Source organism: Oxalobacteraceae bacterium OTU3CAMAD1 (genome assembly GCA_024123915.1).
Lineage (GTDB): Bacteria > Pseudomonadota > Gammaproteobacteria > Burkholderiales > Burkholderiaceae_D > Rugamonas.
The window spans coordinates 4,989,202-5,009,087 of the sequence record CP099650.1 but is presented as its reverse complement, the minus strand read 5'-3'; the positions used below and the strand labels follow the sequence as shown (position 1 = coordinate 5,009,087).

The window sequence follows — 19,886 nt, the reverse complement described above, 5'->3', positions numbered from 1 at the left end:
CACACAGCAAGGATATCCGATGACGATACGATCCAACTCCAGCGGCCAGGCCTTCCAGGCGCCGCGCGACTTTGTGCGCTGCCTGCGGGACCTGGCGGCAAGCCGGCCGGACGAGCCGGCGCTGGTGGTGGTCGCCGAGCGCGGCGGCGAAGCCTCCGAAACCGTGTTGACCTACGCCGCCTTCGACCTGCGGGTGCGGGCGCTGGCGGCGGACCTGCGGCAGCGCTTCGCCGCCGGCGAGCGGGTGCTGATCCTGCTGGACAACGACGAGCACTACGCCGTCGGCATGTTCGCATGCTTCTACGCGGGCGTGATCGCGGTGCCCGTGTTCCCGCCCGAGTCGACGCGGCCGCAGCACCTGGCGCGCCTGGCCGGCATCGCCACCGATGCCCGGGCGCGCGGCATCCTGACCGCCGGCGCGTTGCTGGAGCTGGTGGAGGAGGCGGCGCAGCGGTTCGGCGCGGCGGAGATCGTCGTCGTCGACCGGGTCGACCCGGCGCTGGCGGACCGCTGGACGGAGCGCCAGCCGGCGCTCGACGACGTCGCGTTCCTGCAGTACACCTCGGGTTCGACCTCGGCGCCCAAGGGCGTCATGGTGACCCACGGCGGCCTGATGGCCAACGAACAGGCGATCCGCGAAGGCCTGTCGATCGGCGCCGACGACAAGTTCGGCGTGTGGTCGCCGCTGTTTCACGACATGGGGCTGATCGGCGGCCTGCTGCAGCCTTTCTATAGCGGCATCCCGTGCGTGCTGTGCGCGCCGGACTATTTCGTCGAGCGGCCACTGCGCTGGCTGCAACTGATCTCGCGGCACCGCATCACCATCAGCGGCGGCCCGGATTTCGCCTATCGCCTGTGCCTGGACCGGATCAAGGAAAGCCAGCGCGAAGGACTCGACCTGTCGTGCTGGCGCATCGCCTATACCGGCGCCGAACCGGTGCGCCACGATACGATGGCGGCCTTCGTCGAGCGGTACGCGCCGGCCGGCTTCGACGCCGGCGCGGTCTATCCGTGCTACGGACTGGCCGAAGCCACGCTGTTCGTCACGGGCGGCCTGCGCGGCGCCGGGATGGCGGTCGGCCGCTTCGACGGCGCCGCGCTGCTGCGCAGCCAGGCCGTGGCGTCCGACGATGGCGCGCCGCTGGTCGGTTGCGGGCGCACGCCGTCCCGGCACGCGACACGCATCGTCGATCCCGCCAGCGGCACGGAGGCCGCGCCGGGCATGATCGGCGAGATCTGGGCCGCCGGCCCCAGTCTGGCAGCAGGCTATTGGAACCGCCCGGACGAGACGGCGAAGACCTTCGTCGAGCGCGATGGCGAACGCTGGCTGCGCACGGGCGACCTCGGATTCTTCACCGGCGGTGAGCTGTTCGTGGCTGGGCGCCTGAAGGACATGATCATCGTGCGCGGCCACAATATCTACCCGCAAGACATCGAGCGCGCCGTCGAAGCCGGCGTCGAGGCCGTGCGCAAGGGGCGGGTTGCCGCCTTCGCCGTGACGATCGACGGCGAGGAGGGTGTCGGCGTGGCCGCCGAAGTGTCGCGCGGCTTGCAAAAACTGATACCCCCGCAGGCGCTGGCCGATGCGCTGGGCGCCGCCGTGAGCGAACAATGCGGCGAGGCGCCGAAGGTTGTCGTGTTGCTGCAGCCCGGTGGCTTGCCCAAGACTTCGAGCGGAAAACTGCAACGCGGCGCGTGCCGCCAGGGTTGGATCGACGGGTCGCTCGACTTCTACGCGGTGGTTGAACATGGCCGTGCGATCGTTGGAGCAGGAGCAGGAGCAGGAGCAGGAGCAGGCGCAGGAGCAGGAGCAGGAGCAGGAGCAGGAGCAGGAGCAGGAGCCGGTGCCGATGCCGGGCCCGCCGACGACACGACCATCGAGCTTGCGCGTCTGTGGCGCGAAATACTCGGGCATGAGGCGGCGCGCCACTATGCCGATGACGCGCATTTCTTCGCCCTCGGCGGCAATTCGCTGGCCGCCGTTCGGCTGGCGGCGGGCATCGCCCGGCACTGGAAGGTCGATTTCCCCGCCCGCCAGGTGTTCACCCACGCCCGCCTAGGTGAATTGGCCGCCGCCGTGCGCCAGTGCCGACAGGCCGACGCCCCCGCGCCGGCGCCAATTCCGGTATTGTCGGCCGCGCACCGCGCGCAACCTATGCCGCTGTCGCCGGGGCAGCAGCGCTTATGGTTCCTGTGGCAGCTGGCGCCGCAGAGCACCGCCTATCATGTCCAGGGCGCGCTGCGCCTGACCGGCGCGCTCGATGCTGACGCGATGGGCCGCGCCGTCGCCGCTGTGGCGCGACGCCACGAATCGCTGCGCACCGTGTTCCGGGCGGGCGCCGACGGCGGCGTGGAGCAAATTGTCACTTCGGATGGCGCGCTGGCGCTGCAACTGATCGACTTGTCGGGCGCCGGCCAGGATGGCGGGACACGGCTGGCCGAAACCATGCGCGCGTTGAACGCCCGGCCCTTCGATCTGACGAGCGGCCCGCTGGCGCGCGCGGCGTTGATCCGCACCGGCCGGGAGACGCACGTGCTGGTGTTGGTCATGCATCACATCATTTCCGACGGCGCCTCCATGCGTGTCCTGGTAGAGGAATTGGCTGCGCGCTACGCCGCCGCCAGGGCGCGCGACGACGAGGCGCCAGCGCCGGCGGCACTGCAATACGCCGACTACGCCGCCTGGGAGAAAGGCCGCGCCGGCGACGAGACAACGCTGCGGCAGTTGGCCTACTGGCGCGGACGGCTTGGCGTCGCGGACGGAGAAACGCAACCGGTGCTGGCGCTGCCGGCGGATCGTCCGCGCCAGCCGGTGGCGCGCCACCGCGTGGCGCACCACCGTTTCGATTTGCCAGCCGGGCTGGCGGCCGGCGCGCGGCAACTGGCGCAGGGCGAGGGCACGACGCTGTTCACGGTCTTGCTGGCGGCCTTCCAGGCGCTGCTGCACCGCCACACGGGCCAGCACGACATCCGTGTCGGCGTGCCCGTCGCCAATCGCGGACGGCCGGAGCTGCAGGAGGTGGTCGGCTTCTTCGTCAACACGCTGGTCCTGCGTGCCGATGTCGATGGCCGCCGGCCGCTGGCGCGGCTGCTGGCGCTGACCAGGGAGGCCACGCTGGAGGCGCAAGCCAACCAGGAACTGCCTTTCGAGCGGCTGGTGGAAGCCCTGCAACCCGAGCGCAGCCTGGGCCATCACCCGCTGTTCCAGGTGATGTTCAATCATCTGCCGGAGGACTACGCCGGTTTCGCGGCGCGCACCGGCCTGGCCGCCGAGGCGCTGGCACTGCCGGAGGATGAAGCGCAGTTCGAGCTGGCACTGGACACGCGCGAGCATCCGGACGGCCGCGTGAGCGCGCAGTTCAGCTATGCGTGCGAACTGTTCGACGCGCCCCGGATGGAGCGCCTGGCGCGCCACTACCTGGTGCTGCTGCGCGCCTTTGCCGCGCAGCCGGCGCAATGCCTCGGCGACGTCGACCTGCTGGACCGGGATGAAGCGCGACAGCTGGCGGCTTGGGGTGCGAACCCGCAGCGGTATCCGGATGCGGTGCCGCTGCACCGGCTCATCGAACTGCAGGTCGGGAAGACACCGGATGCGCCGGCCGTCATCCTCGGCGACGAGGCGCTGACCTACGCCGAACTCGATGCGCGCGCCAACCGCCTGGCCCATCGTCTCATTGGCCTGGGTGTGGTGGCGGAACAGCGCGTGGGCCTGGCGGTGCCGCGTTCCGTCGACATGGTGGTGGCCTTGCTGGCGATCCTGAAATCGGGCGGCGTGTTCGTACCGCTCGATCCCGACTACCCGGTCGAACGGCTGGCGGCCATGATCGAGGACAGCGGCACCCGGCTGCTGCTCACGCGGCGCGGTGCCGGCGTGGCGCTGTCTTCCCATGCGTCCGTGCGAGTGATCGCGCTCGAGGAACTTGACCTCGCCGGTGCACCGGCGCATGCGCCGGCGGCGGCGCTGAACGGCGACAACCTGGCCTATGTGATCTACACCTCCGGCTCCACCGGCAAGCCGAAGGGCGTCGCGGTCGCCCATCGCGCGCTGGTCGAACACGTGCAGCTATCGGCGGTGTTCTCGGGCTTGACGCCGCAGGACCGGATGCTGCAGTTCGCCACGCTCAATTTCGACGGCTTCATCGAACAGCTGTTTCCGCCACTGATCGTGGGCGCGGCCATCGTGCTGCGCGGCCCGGTACTGTGGAGTCATGACGAGTTCCTGCGGACGGTGCGGGACCAGCGCATCACCATCGCCGACCTGCCGACCGCCTACTGGTTCACGCTGATCCAGTCCTTCGCCCAGGCCGGCGAACGCGATTACGGCAGCCTGCGCGAAGTGCATATCGGCGGCGAAGCCATGCCCGCCGAGGCGGTGCCGGTGTGGATCGCGGCCGGCCTGGCGCATGTCAAGCTGCTCAACACCTACGGCCCGACCGAGGCGGTGGTGGTGGCGTCGATCTTCGACTGCGCCCCGTATGTCGACGGGAGCCGTGACGTGCCGGCGCGGATGCCGATCGGCCAACCGCTGCCGGGCCGCAGCCTGCACGTGCTGGACGCCGACCTGCAGCCGGCGCCGGCCGGCGTTGCGGGCGAGCTGCACATCGGCGGCGCGCTTCTGGCGCGCGGCTATCTTGGGCGGGCGTCGCTGAGCGCCGAGCGCTTCATCGCCGATCCGTTCGACGGCGCCGGCGGCCGCCTGTATCGTACGGGCGACCGGGTGCGCTGGAACGCCGACGGCGAGCTGGAATACCTGGGACGCATCGATCATCAGCTCAAGATTCGCGGCTTCCGCGTCGAGCCGGGCGAGATCGAGACGGTGCTGTTGGCGCAACCCGAAGTGCGGGAAGCGATCGTCATCGCCAGGGAAAACAGGCTGGTGGCGTATGCGTCGCCGCAGCCGGGACAGGCGATCGACGCCGGCGCGATGCGCGCGCGGCTGGCCGGCCTGCTGCCCGATTACATGGTGCCCGGTGTGTTGGTGCCGCTGGCGGCGCTGCCGCTCAACCCGAACGGCAAAGTGGACCGCCGCGCGCTGCCTGCGCCGGCACGCCCCATCGCCCTGGCCTTCGAGGCGCCGCAAGGCGACGTCGAGGCGGCGCTGGCCACCCTGTGGAGCGAGGCGCTCTGCGTCGAGCGCGTCGGCCGGCTCGATAATTTCTTTGAGCTCGGCGGGCACTCGCTGCTGCTGCTCAAACTCCACCGGCAGCTGGCGCCACCGCGCTTCGCCTTCGCGCCGGAGGTTGTCGACCTGTTCCGCTATCCGACGGTGGCTTCGCTGGCGGCGTTCATGGTGGCCGGCGGCGCGCCAGGGGATGAAGGCGCACGAGGGGAAGAACGCACGAAACACGTCGCCGAGCGCGCGGCACGCCAGCGGCAGGCGTTCCTGGCGCCGCGCGCGCGTGGCGGGAGGGCTGGCGCATGAACCATTCAAACGCAAACGCAAACGCAAACGCAAACGCGGACGCGATGGACAGCGGCGTCGACATCGCCATCGTCGGCATGGCGGGCCGCTTCCCCGGCGCCGCCGATGTCGACGCCTTGTGGCGCAACGTGCTCGCGCAAGTGGAAGCCGTCACCGAACTGGATGAAGCGCTGCTGCGCGAGCGCGGCGTCGACGCCTCGGCCCTGGCCGACCCGGGCTACGTCAGGAAAGCGATTCTGTTCGACGGCATGGAGCGCTTCGACGCCGGCTTCTTCGGATACGCGCCGCGCGAGGCGGAGCGCATCGATCCGCAGCATCGCCAGTTCCTGGAGACCGCATGGCAGGCGCTCGAGCATGCCGGCTATGCGGGTGCCGATGGCCAGGCCGCCGCGCGTTTGACGGGCGTGTATGCCGGCAGCGGACCTAGCCTGTACATGATGCGCCACCTGCTGCCGTCGCTGAACCTGGAGGACAGCGACATCGCATCGCTGCTCGGGGTGCTGAACGGCAGCGATCCCGATGCGCTGGTGTCGCGCGTGGCGTATAAGCTCGACCTGAAGGGCCCAGCGGTCGCGGTGCAGACGGCGTGTTCCACCTCGCTGGCGGCTGTGCACCTGGCCTGTCGCGGTCTGCTCAACTACGAGGCCGACATGGCGCTGGCCGGTGGCGTTTGGCTCAATCTGCTGCAGGGACGCGGCTACCGCCACCAGCCTGGCGCCATCCTGTCGCCGGACGGCCATTGCCGCGCCTTCGACGCCGGCGCCGGCGGCACGGCGATCGGCAGCGGTGTCGGCATCGTGGTGCTCAAGCGCCTGGCCGATGCGATCGCCGACCGCGACACCATCCATGCCGTCATCAGAGGATCGGCATTGAACAACGACGGCGCCGACAAGGTGGGATACACGGCGCCGAGCGTAGCCGGCCAGACGGCGGTGATACGCGCCGCGCACGCGATGGCCGATGTCGACGCCGGCTCGATCGGCTATGTGGAAGCACACGGCACCGGCACGACACTCGGCGATCCGATCGAGGTTGCGGCGCTGACCGACGCCTTCCGCGCGAGCACGACGCGCGTGGGATACTGCGCGCTCGGCTCGGTGAAAACCAATGTCGGCCACCTGGACGCGGCGGCCGGGGTGACAGGCTTGATCAAGACGGTCATGGCGTTGAAGCACGGCGTGCTGCCTCCCAGCCTGAATTTCACGCAGCCCAATCCGCGGATCGACTTCGCCGCCAGCCCGTTCCGCGTCAATACCGAGGCCCGGCCTTGGCCGGCGCAGGCCACGCCGAGGCGGGCCGGCGTCAGCTCGTTCGGCATGGGCGGCACCAACGTTCATCTGGTGCTGCAGGAGCCGCCCAGGATCTTACCGGTATCGGCACCAACACCGGCGCCGGCCGGCGACGGCGGCGTGGCACTGATGCTGTCCGCCCGCAGCGCGGAGGCGCTGGATGCGGCTTGCCGCGACTTGGCGGCGCATCTGGCCGGCCATCCCGAAACGGCGTTGGCCGACGTCGCGCATACCTTGAGTGTGGGCCGCAAGCACTTCGGCCATCGTGCCGTCGCCATGGTGCGCGACCACGCCGAGGCGCGGCGCGCACTGGCGGAAAAAGATCCGCTCCTGCTGCTGCGTGGCGAGGTGGCGGTGTCGCCGCCGCCGGTGGCTTTCATGTTCCCCGGCCAAGGCTCCCAGCATGCGAACATGGGAAGGGCGCTGTACGAAGCAGGTGGCGTATTCCGGGAGACGGTCGATCATTGCAGCATGCTGCTGCAAGCCGATCTGGAACTGGACCTGCGCACCTTGCTCTTCCCGGAACCGTCGGCGCAGGCGGATGCGGATCGGGCGCTGGCGCGAACCGCGCTCACCCAGCCGGCCTTGTTCGTCATCGAATACGCGCTGGCCCAATGGTGGGTCGCTCAAGGGGTGCGCCCCGACGCCATGCTGGGCCACAGTATCGGAGAATACGTCGCGGCGTGCCTGGCCGGCGTCTTCTCTTTGGAAGATGCGTTGCGCATCGTCGCCGCCCGGGGGCGCCTGCTGCAGGCCACCGCGCCCGGGGCGATGCTGGCGGTTGGCCTGTCCGAAGCGGCGTTGCTGGCGCAGCCCCACGCGGGTTGCGACGTGGCCGCCATCAACGCGGTCGACAAGTGCGTCCTCTCCGGCGCCGTCGAAGCGATCGCGCTGGCCGAGCGGGTGCTGGGCCAGCGCGGCGTCGCCGTGCAACGGCTGCACGTGTCGCACGCGTTCCACTCGGCGCAGGTCGAGCCCATGCTGGCCGAATTCGCGGCGTTGCTGTCGCAGGTGCCGCTGGGCGAGCCCCGCATTCCATTTGTTTCCAATGTCAGCGGCCGCTGGATCACGGCCGACGAGGCGCGCAGCCCGGCCTACTGGGTGGGTCATGTGCGCGGCGCCGTGCGTTTTGCCGATGGTCTTGAGGTGCTGCTGACCAAAGCGGGCCGGGTGCTGCTCGAAGTCGGGCCCGGCGACACGCTGGCTGCTTTTGCGCGCCGTCATCCGGCGGCGGGTGGTCATGCCGTGCTGGCCTCACAATGCCATGTGCGCCGCGCCGAGCACAATGCCGGCCAGCCGGCGCGCTGCCTGGCGCAGTTGTGGAGCCTCGGTGCCGCGGTCGGGGAATCGCCTATGTTCCATCAGTCCGGTGCGCGCCGCGTGCCTTTGCCCACCTATCCATTTGAACGCGAATCTTACTGGCTTGAGCCGGCCGCCACGCGGGTATCCGGGTCGCAGACCACGCCGACCGACTCGGAGCCGGGCATCGATAGATGGTTTTATACGCCGGTGTGGCGCCGCGTGCCGCTGGCGGCACGGGACCATGAAGGCGGCACGGTGCTGTTGATCGGCGACGCCGGCGGTGCCACCGAGCAGCTTTGCCTGGCCTTGCAAACGCGCGGACGGCGAGTGCTACGGGTGGAGCAGGGCACTGAATTCGCGCAACTGGAGCAACACCGGTTCACAGTGCGCGCCGGTGAACGGGATGACTACGCCCGGGTTCTGCGGCGGATCGACGGCGAGCACGGGCCGTTGACCGATATTTGCCACGCATGGAATCTTGACGTCATGTCGACGCCCGTGGATGACGCCCGGACGCCGGAATCCGGCTTTTTCAGCCTGATCGCGCTGGCACAGGCGCTGGGAGCCGACGACGGGAACAAGGTGCGGATCACCGTGGTGGCGGATGGTCTGGAGGACGTAACCGGCGACGAACCGCTGCTGGCGGCGAAAGCGACCCTGCATGGGGCATGCAAGGTCATTCCGCAGGAGTACCCGCATATCGATTGCCGGGTGATCGATTTCGTGCGGCCGGCCGGTACGGCCCTGCCGGAGCGGATCGTGGCGCAGATCGTCGCCGAGATCGACGCCGGCGATGACGCGCCGGTCGTGGCGTATCGCGGCGCGTACCGCTGGACCCGGACGTTCGAGCGGGCCCCGCCCGCGGCCCTCGGCATGCGGCCCGCAGCGACGCAACTGCGCCGCCACGGCGTGTACATGATCACCGGCGGCTTGGGTGGCGTCGGCCTCGCGCTGGCACGCTATCTGGCCGAACGCTGGCAGGCGCGCCTGGTGCTGATCGGGCGCGGCATGTCGCCGGCCCACACCGCGACCATCGCCGAACTGGAAGCGCTGGGCGCCCAGGTGTGGTACCGCCAGGTGGACGTGGCCGATAGGGTGCGGCTGCGCGCGGCCATCGACGAGGCCACGCGGCGTTTCGGCGCGATCAACGGCGTAGTGCACGCCGCCGGCGTGGCGGGCGGCGGCATGATCGCCCGTCTTGAGCGGTCCGCCGTCGCGAAAGTCCTGCATCCAAAGCTGGACGGCACCAGCAGCTTGCTGGCCGCGCTGGCCGGTACGTCACCGGACTTCATCATGCTGTGCTCTTCGCTGACGGCCATCACGGGCGGTTATGGGCAGGCGGATTACTGCGCGGCCAACTGCTATCTCGACGCCGTCGCCGCGCAGGCCGCGCGCGTCGGTGGCCTGCCTGTTGTATCGGTTAACTGGGATACCTGGCGCGGCGTCGGCATGGCGGCCCACCATCGGCTGGAGCCGGGCAGCGGCATCGCCGCCGAGCAGGCCGGCGTGCTGCTGGAGCGATTGTCGTCGTTGACCCAAGTGCCGCAGGTGCTGGTGTCGACGATCGCGATTGAGGAGCAGTTCGCGCAGGCCCGGTCCACAGAACTTGCGGACCGCCTGTTGCCTGCCGCGCCGGTGCGGCGGCACTCGCAACCCCGTCCGGCGCTGCGTACGCCGTGGATAGCGGCCGACGGGGAACTGGGACAAGGCCTGGCCGGCCTGTGGGAAGAATTCCTGGGGATCGCCGCTATCGGCGCCGACGACAACCTGTTCGAGTTGGGCGGCGACTCGCTGCTGGCGATCCAGCTGCTGGCGCATGTCCGGCAAAGCTACGGCGTGGAGATTCATCCCGCCGCTTTCTTCCAAACGCCGACGATCCGGGCGCTGGCCCTGCTCGTCGAGGAGCGGCTGATCGAGGAGCTGGAAAACGCCGGCTCCGGCGACCCGGCCGCGCAACACATTGCAGCACCTGCCTGAGGGGTATAGATGTCCAAACTTAATGATCTTTCCGCACGCCGCGCCAACTTGAGCGCCGACCAACTTGCCATGCTGGCCAAACGCCTGCGCGGCGGTGCCGGGTCGACTCCTTCGCGCCAGGCGATGCCGCGCCGGGACAGCGGGGCGCCCGCAGTGCTGTCCTTCGCCCAGCAAAGGCTGTGGTACTTGTGGAAGCTCGATCCCGACAGCGCGGCCTATAACCTCGCCGGTGGTTTGCGCTTGCGTGGTCCGCTCGATGCCGCGGCACTGCGGCAAGCCCTGTCCGCGCTGATGGGGCGTCACCCGTCGCTGCGCACGGTCTTCCGCGAAGGCGCCGACGGCAGTGCGGAGCAGGTCATCCTGCCCGCCGCGCCGATGCCGCTTCCTTGCATCGACCTGGCCGGCGTCGACGCCACGGCGCGCGAAGAGCATATGCAGGCCGAGGTGCGTCGCCTCTGCGCGCAGCCGTTCGATCTCGCCGGCGCGGCGCCGCTGCGGGCGGCGCTGATCCGGCTCGGCGTCGGGGAGCATTGCCTGATCATGGTGATGCACCATATCGCGTCCGATGCGCAATCGACGCAAGTCATCCTCGAGGAGCTGCCTGAACTTTACCGGGCGAGCGTTGAAGGGCGCCCGTCGAAGCTCGCCGAACTGCCCGTGCAGTATGACGACTACGCGGCTTGGCAGCGGCAATGGCTGCAAGGCGCGGACGGACAGCGCCAACTCGGCTGGTGGAAGGATTATCTGGGCGACGCGTCGCCGGTGCTGGCACTGGCGACCGATATGCCGCGCAAGCCGAATGGCCGCTATACCGCCGCGTCGCACACCGTGGCACTCGATTCGGCCTGCGCAGACCGGGTGCGCCAGGCGGCCCGTTCGCAAGGCGGCACCTTGTTCGCCGCCTTGCTGGCCGCGTTTCAAGGATTGCTATTCCGTCATTCGGGCATGCGCGATATCCGCATCGGCGTGCCGATCGCCAACCGTCACCACGCCGACATCGCCGGCGTGGTCGGTTTCTTTGTCAATACGCAGGTGCTGCGCGCCGAACTGTCCGGAAGGACGACGCTGGCCGAATTGCTGACGCGGAGCCGCGAGGCCGCGCTGGGTGCGCAGGCAAACCAGGACACGCCGTTCGAACAACTGGTCGAACTGCTACAACCGGCACGTAGCCTGACGCGCACGCCGCTATTCCAGGTGATGTTCAACCACCTTCGCAGCGACGACAAGGCTCTGCAGTCCTGGCCAGGCTTGGCTGCGGAGCGCCTGGACTTCGACGCACCGGCCGCGCAGTTCGAAATGACGCTGGAGACCCACGAGGACGCCGTAGGTCACGTTAGCGCGACCTTCCGATATGCGGCGGAGCTGTTCGATGCCCGCACGATCGAGCGCATGGCGGCGCACTACATCACGCTTCTGGCAGCGCTGGCCGATCATCCGCAGCAGACGCTGGGAGAGGTGGCGTTGCTGGACGCGGACGAGCTGCTTCAACTGCGCGCCTGGGGCGTCGACGAACGCTCGTATCCGGACACGACGCCGGTGCATCGGCTGTTCGAGCGGCAGGCGCGCCGCCAGCCCGACGCGCAGGCGCTGTTGTTCGGCGACGAGGTGCTCACGTATGAGGAATTGAACGTGCGCGCCAACCGCCTTGCACACCGGTTGATCGCGCTGGGCGTGGCGCCGGAAGTCAAGGTGGGTATTGCCGTCGAACGTTCGACGGGAATGGTGGTCGGACTGCTGGCGATCCTGAAGGCGGGCGGCGCCTACGTGCCGATCGATCCCGACTATCCTGCCGACCGCATGGCCTACATGATGGAAGACAGCGGCATCGGCCTGCTGCTGACGGACCGCGAGGTCGGGTCAAAACTGCCAGCGATCGCCGGTGTCACGGTACTGGAGATCGAAAGCCTCGACCTCGGCGCAGGCCTCTCACACGATCCGCAAGTGGCGCTGCATGGCGAGAACCTGGCCTACGTGATCTACACCTCCGGTTCCACGGGCCGCCCCAAGGGCGCGGCCAACCGCCACGGCGCGCTGCACAACCGCCTGGCGTGGATGCAGGAAGCCTACCAGCTAGATGGTTCTGACACGGTGCTGCAGAAAACCCCGTTCGGCTTCGACGTCTCGGTCTGGGAGTTCTTCTGGCCTTTGATGACGGGCGCGCGCCTGGCGCTGGCCCGTCCGGGGGATCACCGGGATCCCGCGCGCCTGGTCGACGCGATCCAGTCGTTCAACGTGACGACGCTGCACTTCGTGCCATCGATGCTGCAGGCGTTCCTGGCCCACGAGGGCATCGAGGTATGCCGCAGCGTGCGGCGCATCGTTTGCAGCGGCGAGGCGCTGCCGGCCGAAGCGCAGAACGGCGTGTTCGCGCGCCTGCCCGGCGCGGCGTTGTACAACCTGTACGGCCCGACCGAGGCGGCCATCGACGTCACGCATTGGACGTGCCGCGACGACGGCCGCAGCCAGGTGCCGATCGGGCAACCGATCACCGGCATCGGCACCTATGTGCTGGACGAGGAGTTGAATCTGGCGCCGGCAGGCGTTGCCGGCGAGCTGTATCTGGGCGGCGCCGGCCTGGCGCGCGGTTACCTGAATCGACCGGCGCTGAGCGCCGAGCGCTTTGTCGCCAACCCTTTAAGTGAGCAGGGCGAACTGCTGTACCGTACCGGTGACCTGGTGAAGTGGAACGCGATGGGTAGCCTGGACTACCTGGGCCGCATCGACCATCAGGTGAAGATTCGCGGCCTGCGCATCGAGCTGGACGAGGTCGAGGCGCAGTTGCTGGCGCAGCCGGAAGTGCGGGAAGCGGTGGTGGTGGCGGCCGAAGGCCCCGGCGGCGCGCGCCTGGTGGCCTATGTGTCGGCTGCGGCGGGCGCGGTGATCGAGATGGCCGCGCTGCGCGAGCGGCTTGGCAAGCAGCTGCCGGAGTACATGGTGCCGGCCACGATCATCGTGCTGGAAAGCTTGCCGTTGAACGCCAACGGCAAGGTCGATCGCAAGGCGCTGCCGGCGCCGGAAGCGGCGGCGGTGGCGGCATACGAGCCGCCGCAAGGCGATGTCGAAGAGACGCTGGCCGCGATATGGGCCGAAGTGCTCGGCGTCGAGCGCGTGGGCCGGAGCGACAATTTCTTCGAGCTCGGTGGCGATTCGATCCTCAGTTTGAAGGTCATCGCCAGGGCGCATGCGCGGGGCATCTCGTTGACGCCACGCCAATTCATGGAGCATCAGCGGCTGTCCGAAGCCGCGAAGGCCAGCGGCAGCCAGCGGGCGCCGGCCAGCGCCATCCCGGCACTGGCGCGGGACGGCCGCAGCGGACCCATGCCGGCCTCGTACGCGCAGGTCCGGCAATGGTTCATGTGGCAGTTTGATCGCGACAACACCGCTTACCATATCAGCGGGGCACTGCGCCTGTTGGGTAGCCTGGACGTCGGGGTACTAAGGGCGAGTTTCGCGGCGCTGATGGAGCGTCATGAATCGCTGCGCACGGTATTCCTCGCCGACGACGATGGCCTGGTCGAGCAACATGTTCGGGCTTCCGTCCCGATCGAGGTTGCGCTGATCGATGCCGCCGAAGAGGGAGTCGGGCCGCACCAGCAGCGCATCGTCGACGAGCCTTTCGACCTGACGGCGGGGCCGCTGCTCCGGGTGGCGTTGCTTCGCGAGGCCGCCGACAAGCACGTGCTGGTGGTGGTGGTACACCACATCGTCTCGGATGGCTGGTCGATGCAGGTCATCATCGATGAGTTCGTGCAGCAGTATTGCGCGCGTGTGCAAGGCCGTCTGCCGACGATGGTGGCGTTGCCGGTCCAGTATGCCGACTATGCCGTTTGGCAGAGAGGCTGGCTGGCGGACGGCGAACGCGAACGCCAGCTGGCGTACTGGCGCGAACAGCTTGGAGACGTGCATCCGGTACTGCAACTGCCGACGGACCGCGCACGGCATGCGGATCAACGCTACACGGCCGCCCGCCATGACGTCGAACTGCCCGCCGCCCTGGTCCGGCGCCTGAAAATGCAGGCCCAGTCCAATGGCGCGACGCTGTTCATGGCGCTGCTCGCGGGGATGAACGCGCTGTTGTACCGCTACACCGGCGAAGCCGATATCCGACTGGGTGTGGCCGTCGCCAACCGCCATCGCGTCGAAGTGGAAGGCGTGGTCGGCTTCTTCGTCAACACCCAGGTGCTGCGCGACGTCGTCGACGGCAGGGCAAGCCTTGGCGAGATGCTGCTGCGGGCGAAGCAGGCGGCGCTGGGCGCCCAGGCGCATCAGGATCTGCCGTTCGAACAGCTGGTCGAGGCGTTGCAACCGGAGCGAATCGTGGGGACCAATCCATTGTTCCAGGTGATGTTCAATCATCAGCGACAGGACCACAGGGCGTTAGCCGCGCTGCCCGGGTTGACGTTCGAGTATGGCGAAGCTGGCAAGCAGCGTGCCCAGTTCGAGCTTACCGTGGACACCATTGAAGGCCAGGACGGCCGCGTGCATCTGAGCTTCGTGTACGCGGAGGAGTTGTTCGGTCCCGAGACAATCGCGCGCATGGTGCGGCATTACGAGACGCTGCTGACAGCGTTGGTGGACCAGCCGCACCAGGCGGTGGGCGAGGTGCCGCTGCTGGACGCCGCCGACAGGCGGCAGCTGGCAAGCTGGGAAACCGGCCCGCATGACGACGGGGAGACGGTCCCCGTACACCAGCTATTCGAGCGGCAGGCCCACCGTCAGCCGGATCAGGTGGCGTTGCTGTTCGGCGAGGATGTCCTGACCTACGCGGAGTTGAATGCGCGCGCCAATCGTGTGGCGCACCGCCTGATCGCGCTTGGCGTGGCGCCTGAAGTCAAGGTGGGCATTGCCGTGGAACGCTCGGTTGGCATGGTGGTGGGATTGCTGGCGATTCTCAAGGCGGGTGGCGCCTACTTGCCGCTCGACCCGGAATACCCCGCCGAGCGCATGGCTTACATGATGCGGGACAGCGGTATCGGCTTGCTGCTGACGGACGGCGAAGTCGGGCAGCGTCTCCCGCCGGTCGCCGGCGTCGAGGTTCTCGACCTGGAAACGCTCGATCTGCGCGGGGAGCCGGAACACGACCCGCAAATAGCGCTGCATGGCGAGAACCTCGCCTATGTGATCTACACCTCCGGGTCAACCGGCCGTCCCAAGGGCGCGGCGGTCCGTCATCGCTCCCTGGCCGGGTGCATGCGCTGGATGCAGGATACCTACGGCCTGACCCGCGACGACACCGTGTTGCACAAGGCCCCCTTCGGCTTCGATGTCTCGGTGTGGGAGATCTTCTGGCCGTTGACCACCGGCGTGCGCCTGGTGGTGGCCAACCCCGGCGACCATCGCGATCCGGAGCGGATCACGGCGCTGGTGCGCCGCCACGCCGTCACCACGATGAATTTCGTGCCGCCGATGCTGCAGGCCTTCCTGGCCCACGAGGGCATCGAGCGCGAGACGCGGCTACGCTATGTGATCTGCGGCGGCGAGGCCATGCCGTCGGCGACCCAGCGCGAGGCGCTGCGGCGGCTGAGGGGCGTCAGCCTGCAAAATCTGTATGGTCCGACCGAAACGACGATCCATGTCACGCAATGGACGTGCCGGGACGATGGCCGTAGCCGCGTGCCGATCGGCCGGCCGATAGCGCTGACGCAGGCCTACGTGCTGGATGCGGCCCTGAATCCCGTGCCGGCCGGTGTCGTCGGCGAGCTGTATATCGGCGGGGATCTGCTGGGGCGCGGTTATCTTGGCCGGCCTGCTCTCAGCGCGGAACGTTTCGTCGCCGATCCGGTGGGCGAAGCGGGAGGAAGGCTTTACCGCACCGGCGACCTGGCGCGCTGGAACGGGGAGGGACAGCTGGAATACCTGGGGCGCACCGATCACCAGGTAAAGATCCGTGGCCTGCGCATCGAATTGGGAGAGGTGGAGGCGGAACTGCTGGCGCAGCCCGATGTGCGGGAGGCGGTGGTCGTGGCCCAGCAGGGACCCGCCGGCGCGCGCCTGGTCGCGTATGTGTCGGGCGCCGTGCTGGACGCGGTGGCGTTGCGCGAGCAGCTGTCCAAGCGGCTGCCCGGCTATATGGTGCCGGCGGCGCTGGTGGTGCTCGATGCGCTGCCGTTGAACGCCAACGGCAAAGTAGACCGCAAGGCCCTGCCGCCGGCGGAATTCGGCAATGAGCGCGGCTATGCCGCCCCGCAAGGCGAGGCCGAGACGGCACTGGCGACCATCTGGTCCGAGGTGCTGGGCGTCGAGCGTGTGGGCCGCGACGACAACTTCTTTGAAATCGGCGGCGACTCGATCCTCAGCCTGCAGATCCTGGCGCGCGCTTACCGCGCCGGATGGAAGATCGCCGCGCGCCAGATGTTCGAGTACCAGACCATCGCCAGGCTGGTGCCGCAACTGGAACGCGGCGTGCCACGGTCCGAGGCGGCGCCTTCGAGCAGACCGGAAGGGCCGCTGCTGCAACTGACGGCGGACGAAATCGCCGCCTTGGGCGTGCCGGCCGAAGCGATCGAGGACATCCTGCCGCTCACGCCTATGCAGCAGGGCATGCTGCTGCATACTTTGCTGGACCCGCGTTCGGGCATGTACCTGATGCAGGACCGTTTCCACATCGTCAGCGGCATCGACGTCGAGCAATTCTGGCGCAGCTGGGATGTGGTGTTCGCCGCGAACGCCGCGCTGCGGGCGGGCTTCGCCTGGCAGGGCGGCGGCGCGCAGTATCAGGTCATCCGGCGCGATGCGGTGCTGCCGAAGGAGTATCTCGACCTGCGCCACCTGGCGCGGCCGATGGCCCACGCGGCCCTCGACGACGCCCTGAAGGACGAACTCACCACCGGTTTCGATATGACGGCCGCGCCATTGATGCGTGTCCGCCTGGCGCGTGTGGCGGACGAGGAGTTCCTGCTGGTCGTCAGCTTCCACCATATCCTGATGGACGCGTGGTGCTCCGGCCTGCTGATGGGCGAGGTGCTGGCCGAATACGACAGGCGCACCACGGGGATCGATCATCCCCGCGTCGCCGCCACGCCGTACCGCGCATTCTTCGAGTGGCTGATGGCGCGCGACTACGAGGCGGCACGCCGCTACTGGCAACAGGAAGTGGCCGGATTCGACCAGGTTACGCCGCTGCCGATCAGGCGACGCGCGGCCGGGGAGGGCGGATCGAGCATGATGAATGTGCGGACCACGCTGCCGGCAGCCCGCACGCGAGAACTCAATGCGATGTGCAAGCAGCACCGCATCACGCCGAATACGCTCATCCAGGGTGCTTGGGCGCTGGTGTTGTCGCGTTATTCCGGCATGCCGGACGTGTTGTTCGGCGTGACCGTGGCCGGCCGTCCGGCCGAGCTGCCGGAGCTGCACCGCACCATCGGGCTGTTCATCAACACGATCGCACTGCGGGTTCGGCTGCCGTCACCGGCGGCGCAAACGACGGTGCTCGACTGGTTGCGCGCTTTGCTGTCGCAGAACCTGGCGTCGAGGGAGTGCGATTTCGTACCGCTGGTCGAGGTGCACAAGATGACCGGCCTGCCGCACGACCAGCCGTTCTTCGACAGCCTGTTCGTCTTCGAGAACGCGCCGGTCGAGGCGGCGGTGCTGGACCGCGCGAAACAGTGGTCGGTGGAGGACGCGAGCTCGCGCACGCACACCAACTACCCGGTCACCGTGGTGGTCACGCCGGCCGAAGAGCTGCAACTGCAGATTACCTACGACGAACGCCTGGTCGAAGCGGCGGTCGCCGAGCAATTGATGGACAGCTTCCGGCATGTCATCGGCCAGTTCGTCGCGGCGCCCGACGCCACCTTCCACGCGGTTCGAACATTGCCGGACGCGCAGTCGTCCGCGCTGGTGGCGCTGGGGCGCGGCCCCGACGTGCCAAGGCCATTCGAGACCGGCTATGCCGGACTGTTCGCGGAACAGGTGGCCTTGCACGGCGCGCGGACAGCCGTTCGCCATCAAGACCGAACGCGCAGCTATCGGGAATTGGACGAGGCCAGCGAGCGTGTTGCGCTGCTGCTGCGCGAGTCCGGCGTAAGACCGGGACAGACGGTGCTGGTATTCGTCGAACGCGGCGTCGGCCTGCTGGAAGCGATCCTCGGCTGCTTCAAGGCCGGTGCCGCCTATCTCGCGGTGGACGTCAACCTGCCGGTACAGAGACTGGCCAGGATTGTCGATTGCGCGCGGGCCGACCTGTTCCTCGTGGACCGGACTTGCCAGGAAAAGCTGGCGTCCGTGCTGCAAGCCGCGTCCGCGCCGCCGACGGCGGCGACGATCATCGACATCGAGGGCGTCGCCAAGTGCGGGCGGCCTTTGGGGGCCGTCGGCCACCATCCGGACCAGCCGGCGTATGTGATTTTCACCTCCGGTTCGACCGGGGAACCCAAGGGCGCTGTGGTCACCAGCCGGGGCATGCTGAATAACCAGCTAAGCAAGATCGATCTGTTCGGCCTCGGTTGCGACGATGTCATCGCGCAGACCGCGCTGCAAAGCTTCGACATCTCGGTGTGGCAACTGCTGTGCGGCCTGCTGTGCGGGGCGTGCATCGAGATCGTTCCGACCCAGGTCACCCGCGATCCGCTCGCGCTGCTGCACTTGTTGCGCGAGCGGGGCGTCACCGTGTTCGAGGGCGTGCCGTCGATGATGCAGGCCATGGCGGATGGCGCTGACGTGCCGCTGCCCAAGCTGCGCGTGGCGATGGTGACCGGCGAGGCGGCCAAGCTGGCGCAGGTGCGCGCATGGCGCGAGCGCTACCCGCAGTCGTTGCTGGTAAATGCCTATGGCCCGGCCGAGTGCGCGGACGACGTGGCCTTGTACCTCAAACCCCGCGGTGAGGAGCTGCAGGCGGGCGACGCCTGGGCCGACGGCATCTTCCCGATCGGCCGTGCGGTGGAAAACACGCACCTGTGCGTCCTCGACGCCGGCCTCGATCCGGTTCCCGCCGGCGTGCCGGGCGAGTTGTATGTCGCCGGCACCGGCGTCGGACAGGGCTATCTGCTGCGGCCGGACCTGACCGCCGAGCGCTTTGTCGCCGACGTCTATTCCGGCATCCCCGGCGCCAGGATGTACCGCACCGGCGATATCGTGCGAAGCCAGGTGGACGGCACGCTGGAATACCTGGGCAGGTCGGACAGCCAGGTGAAGATACGCGGGCACCGTATCGAGTTGGGCGAGATCGAAGCGCTGCTGGCACAGCATGACGCCGTGCGGGATGCGGTGGTCGTTCCCTGCGCCGACGGTGGCGGGAGCCAGCGCCTGGCCGCCTATGTGGTGCCGGCGGCGGGCGGCCCGCAACGCGACGAGCTGCCGGCGGTCCTGCGCGGCTACCTGGAGGGCCGCCTGCCCGAATACATGGTGCCGCCGGTCTGGATGATGCTGGATGAATTCCCGCTCAACGCGAACGGCAAGGTCGACCGGCGGGCATTGCCGGCGGCGGATTTCGGCCAGGCCGGAAAAGCATACCGGGCGCCTGTCACCGAGACCCAGGTATGGCTGGGCGAAGTATGGCGGCACATCCTTGGCGCCGAACGCGTTGGGCTGGACGACCACTTCTTCGAGCTTGGCGGACATTCGTTGAGCGCGATGCAGGTGATGTCGAGGATACAAAACGTGCTGCGCAAGGACGTGCCCATCAACCTGTTGATGACGGCGCCGACGCTCGAGCGGTTCGCCGCGGCGCTCGACCGGCACACGATGTCGGCGAGCGATGAGAAGTTGGAAGATCTGGAGGAATTTTTGAGTTCATTGGGAGATGCATGATGGAGCGCGCGGTTGCTGTTCGTTTGATGGAGCGATTTAATTCGACTTCCGCTGAAAATCGGCGCATTTTTTACAAGAAGATGCGGGCGGAAGGCGTCGCCCTGTCTCAACTTCCCATTTTGGCGAGGCCGACGCACGCGGACGGG

General features: G+C 68.4%; 3 protein-coding genes. All 3 read left to right on the top strand.

Annotated elements, in window-relative coordinates:
- Nucleotides 1-19: 19 nt before the first annotated feature.
- Genes NHH88_21160 through NHH88_21150 form a run of 3 tightly spaced genes read left to right on the top strand, consistent with a single transcriptional unit; the run spans nucleotide 20 to nucleotide 19,740 of the window.
- On the top strand, nucleotides 20-5,422 hold the full coding sequence (locus NHH88_21160; GenBank protein ID USX12196.1) for an amino acid adenylation domain-containing protein: 5,403 nt from the start codon (nucleotides 20-22) through the stop codon (nucleotides 5,420-5,422).
- Nucleotides 5,423-5,466: 44 nt separating this feature from the next.
- Nucleotides 5,467-9,990 (top strand): SDR family NAD(P)-dependent oxidoreductase, encoded by a 4,524-nt coding sequence (locus NHH88_21155; GenBank protein USX12195.1) that lies wholly within the window; start codon nucleotides 5,467-5,469, stop codon nucleotides 9,988-9,990.
- A gap of 9 nt (nucleotides 9,991-9,999) precedes the next feature.
- Nucleotides 10,000-19,740 (top strand): amino acid adenylation domain-containing protein, encoded by a 9,741-nt coding sequence (locus NHH88_21150; protein ID USX12194.1) that lies wholly within the window; start codon nucleotides 10,000-10,002, stop codon nucleotides 19,738-19,740.
- Nucleotides 19,741-19,886: the final 146 nt, after the last annotated feature.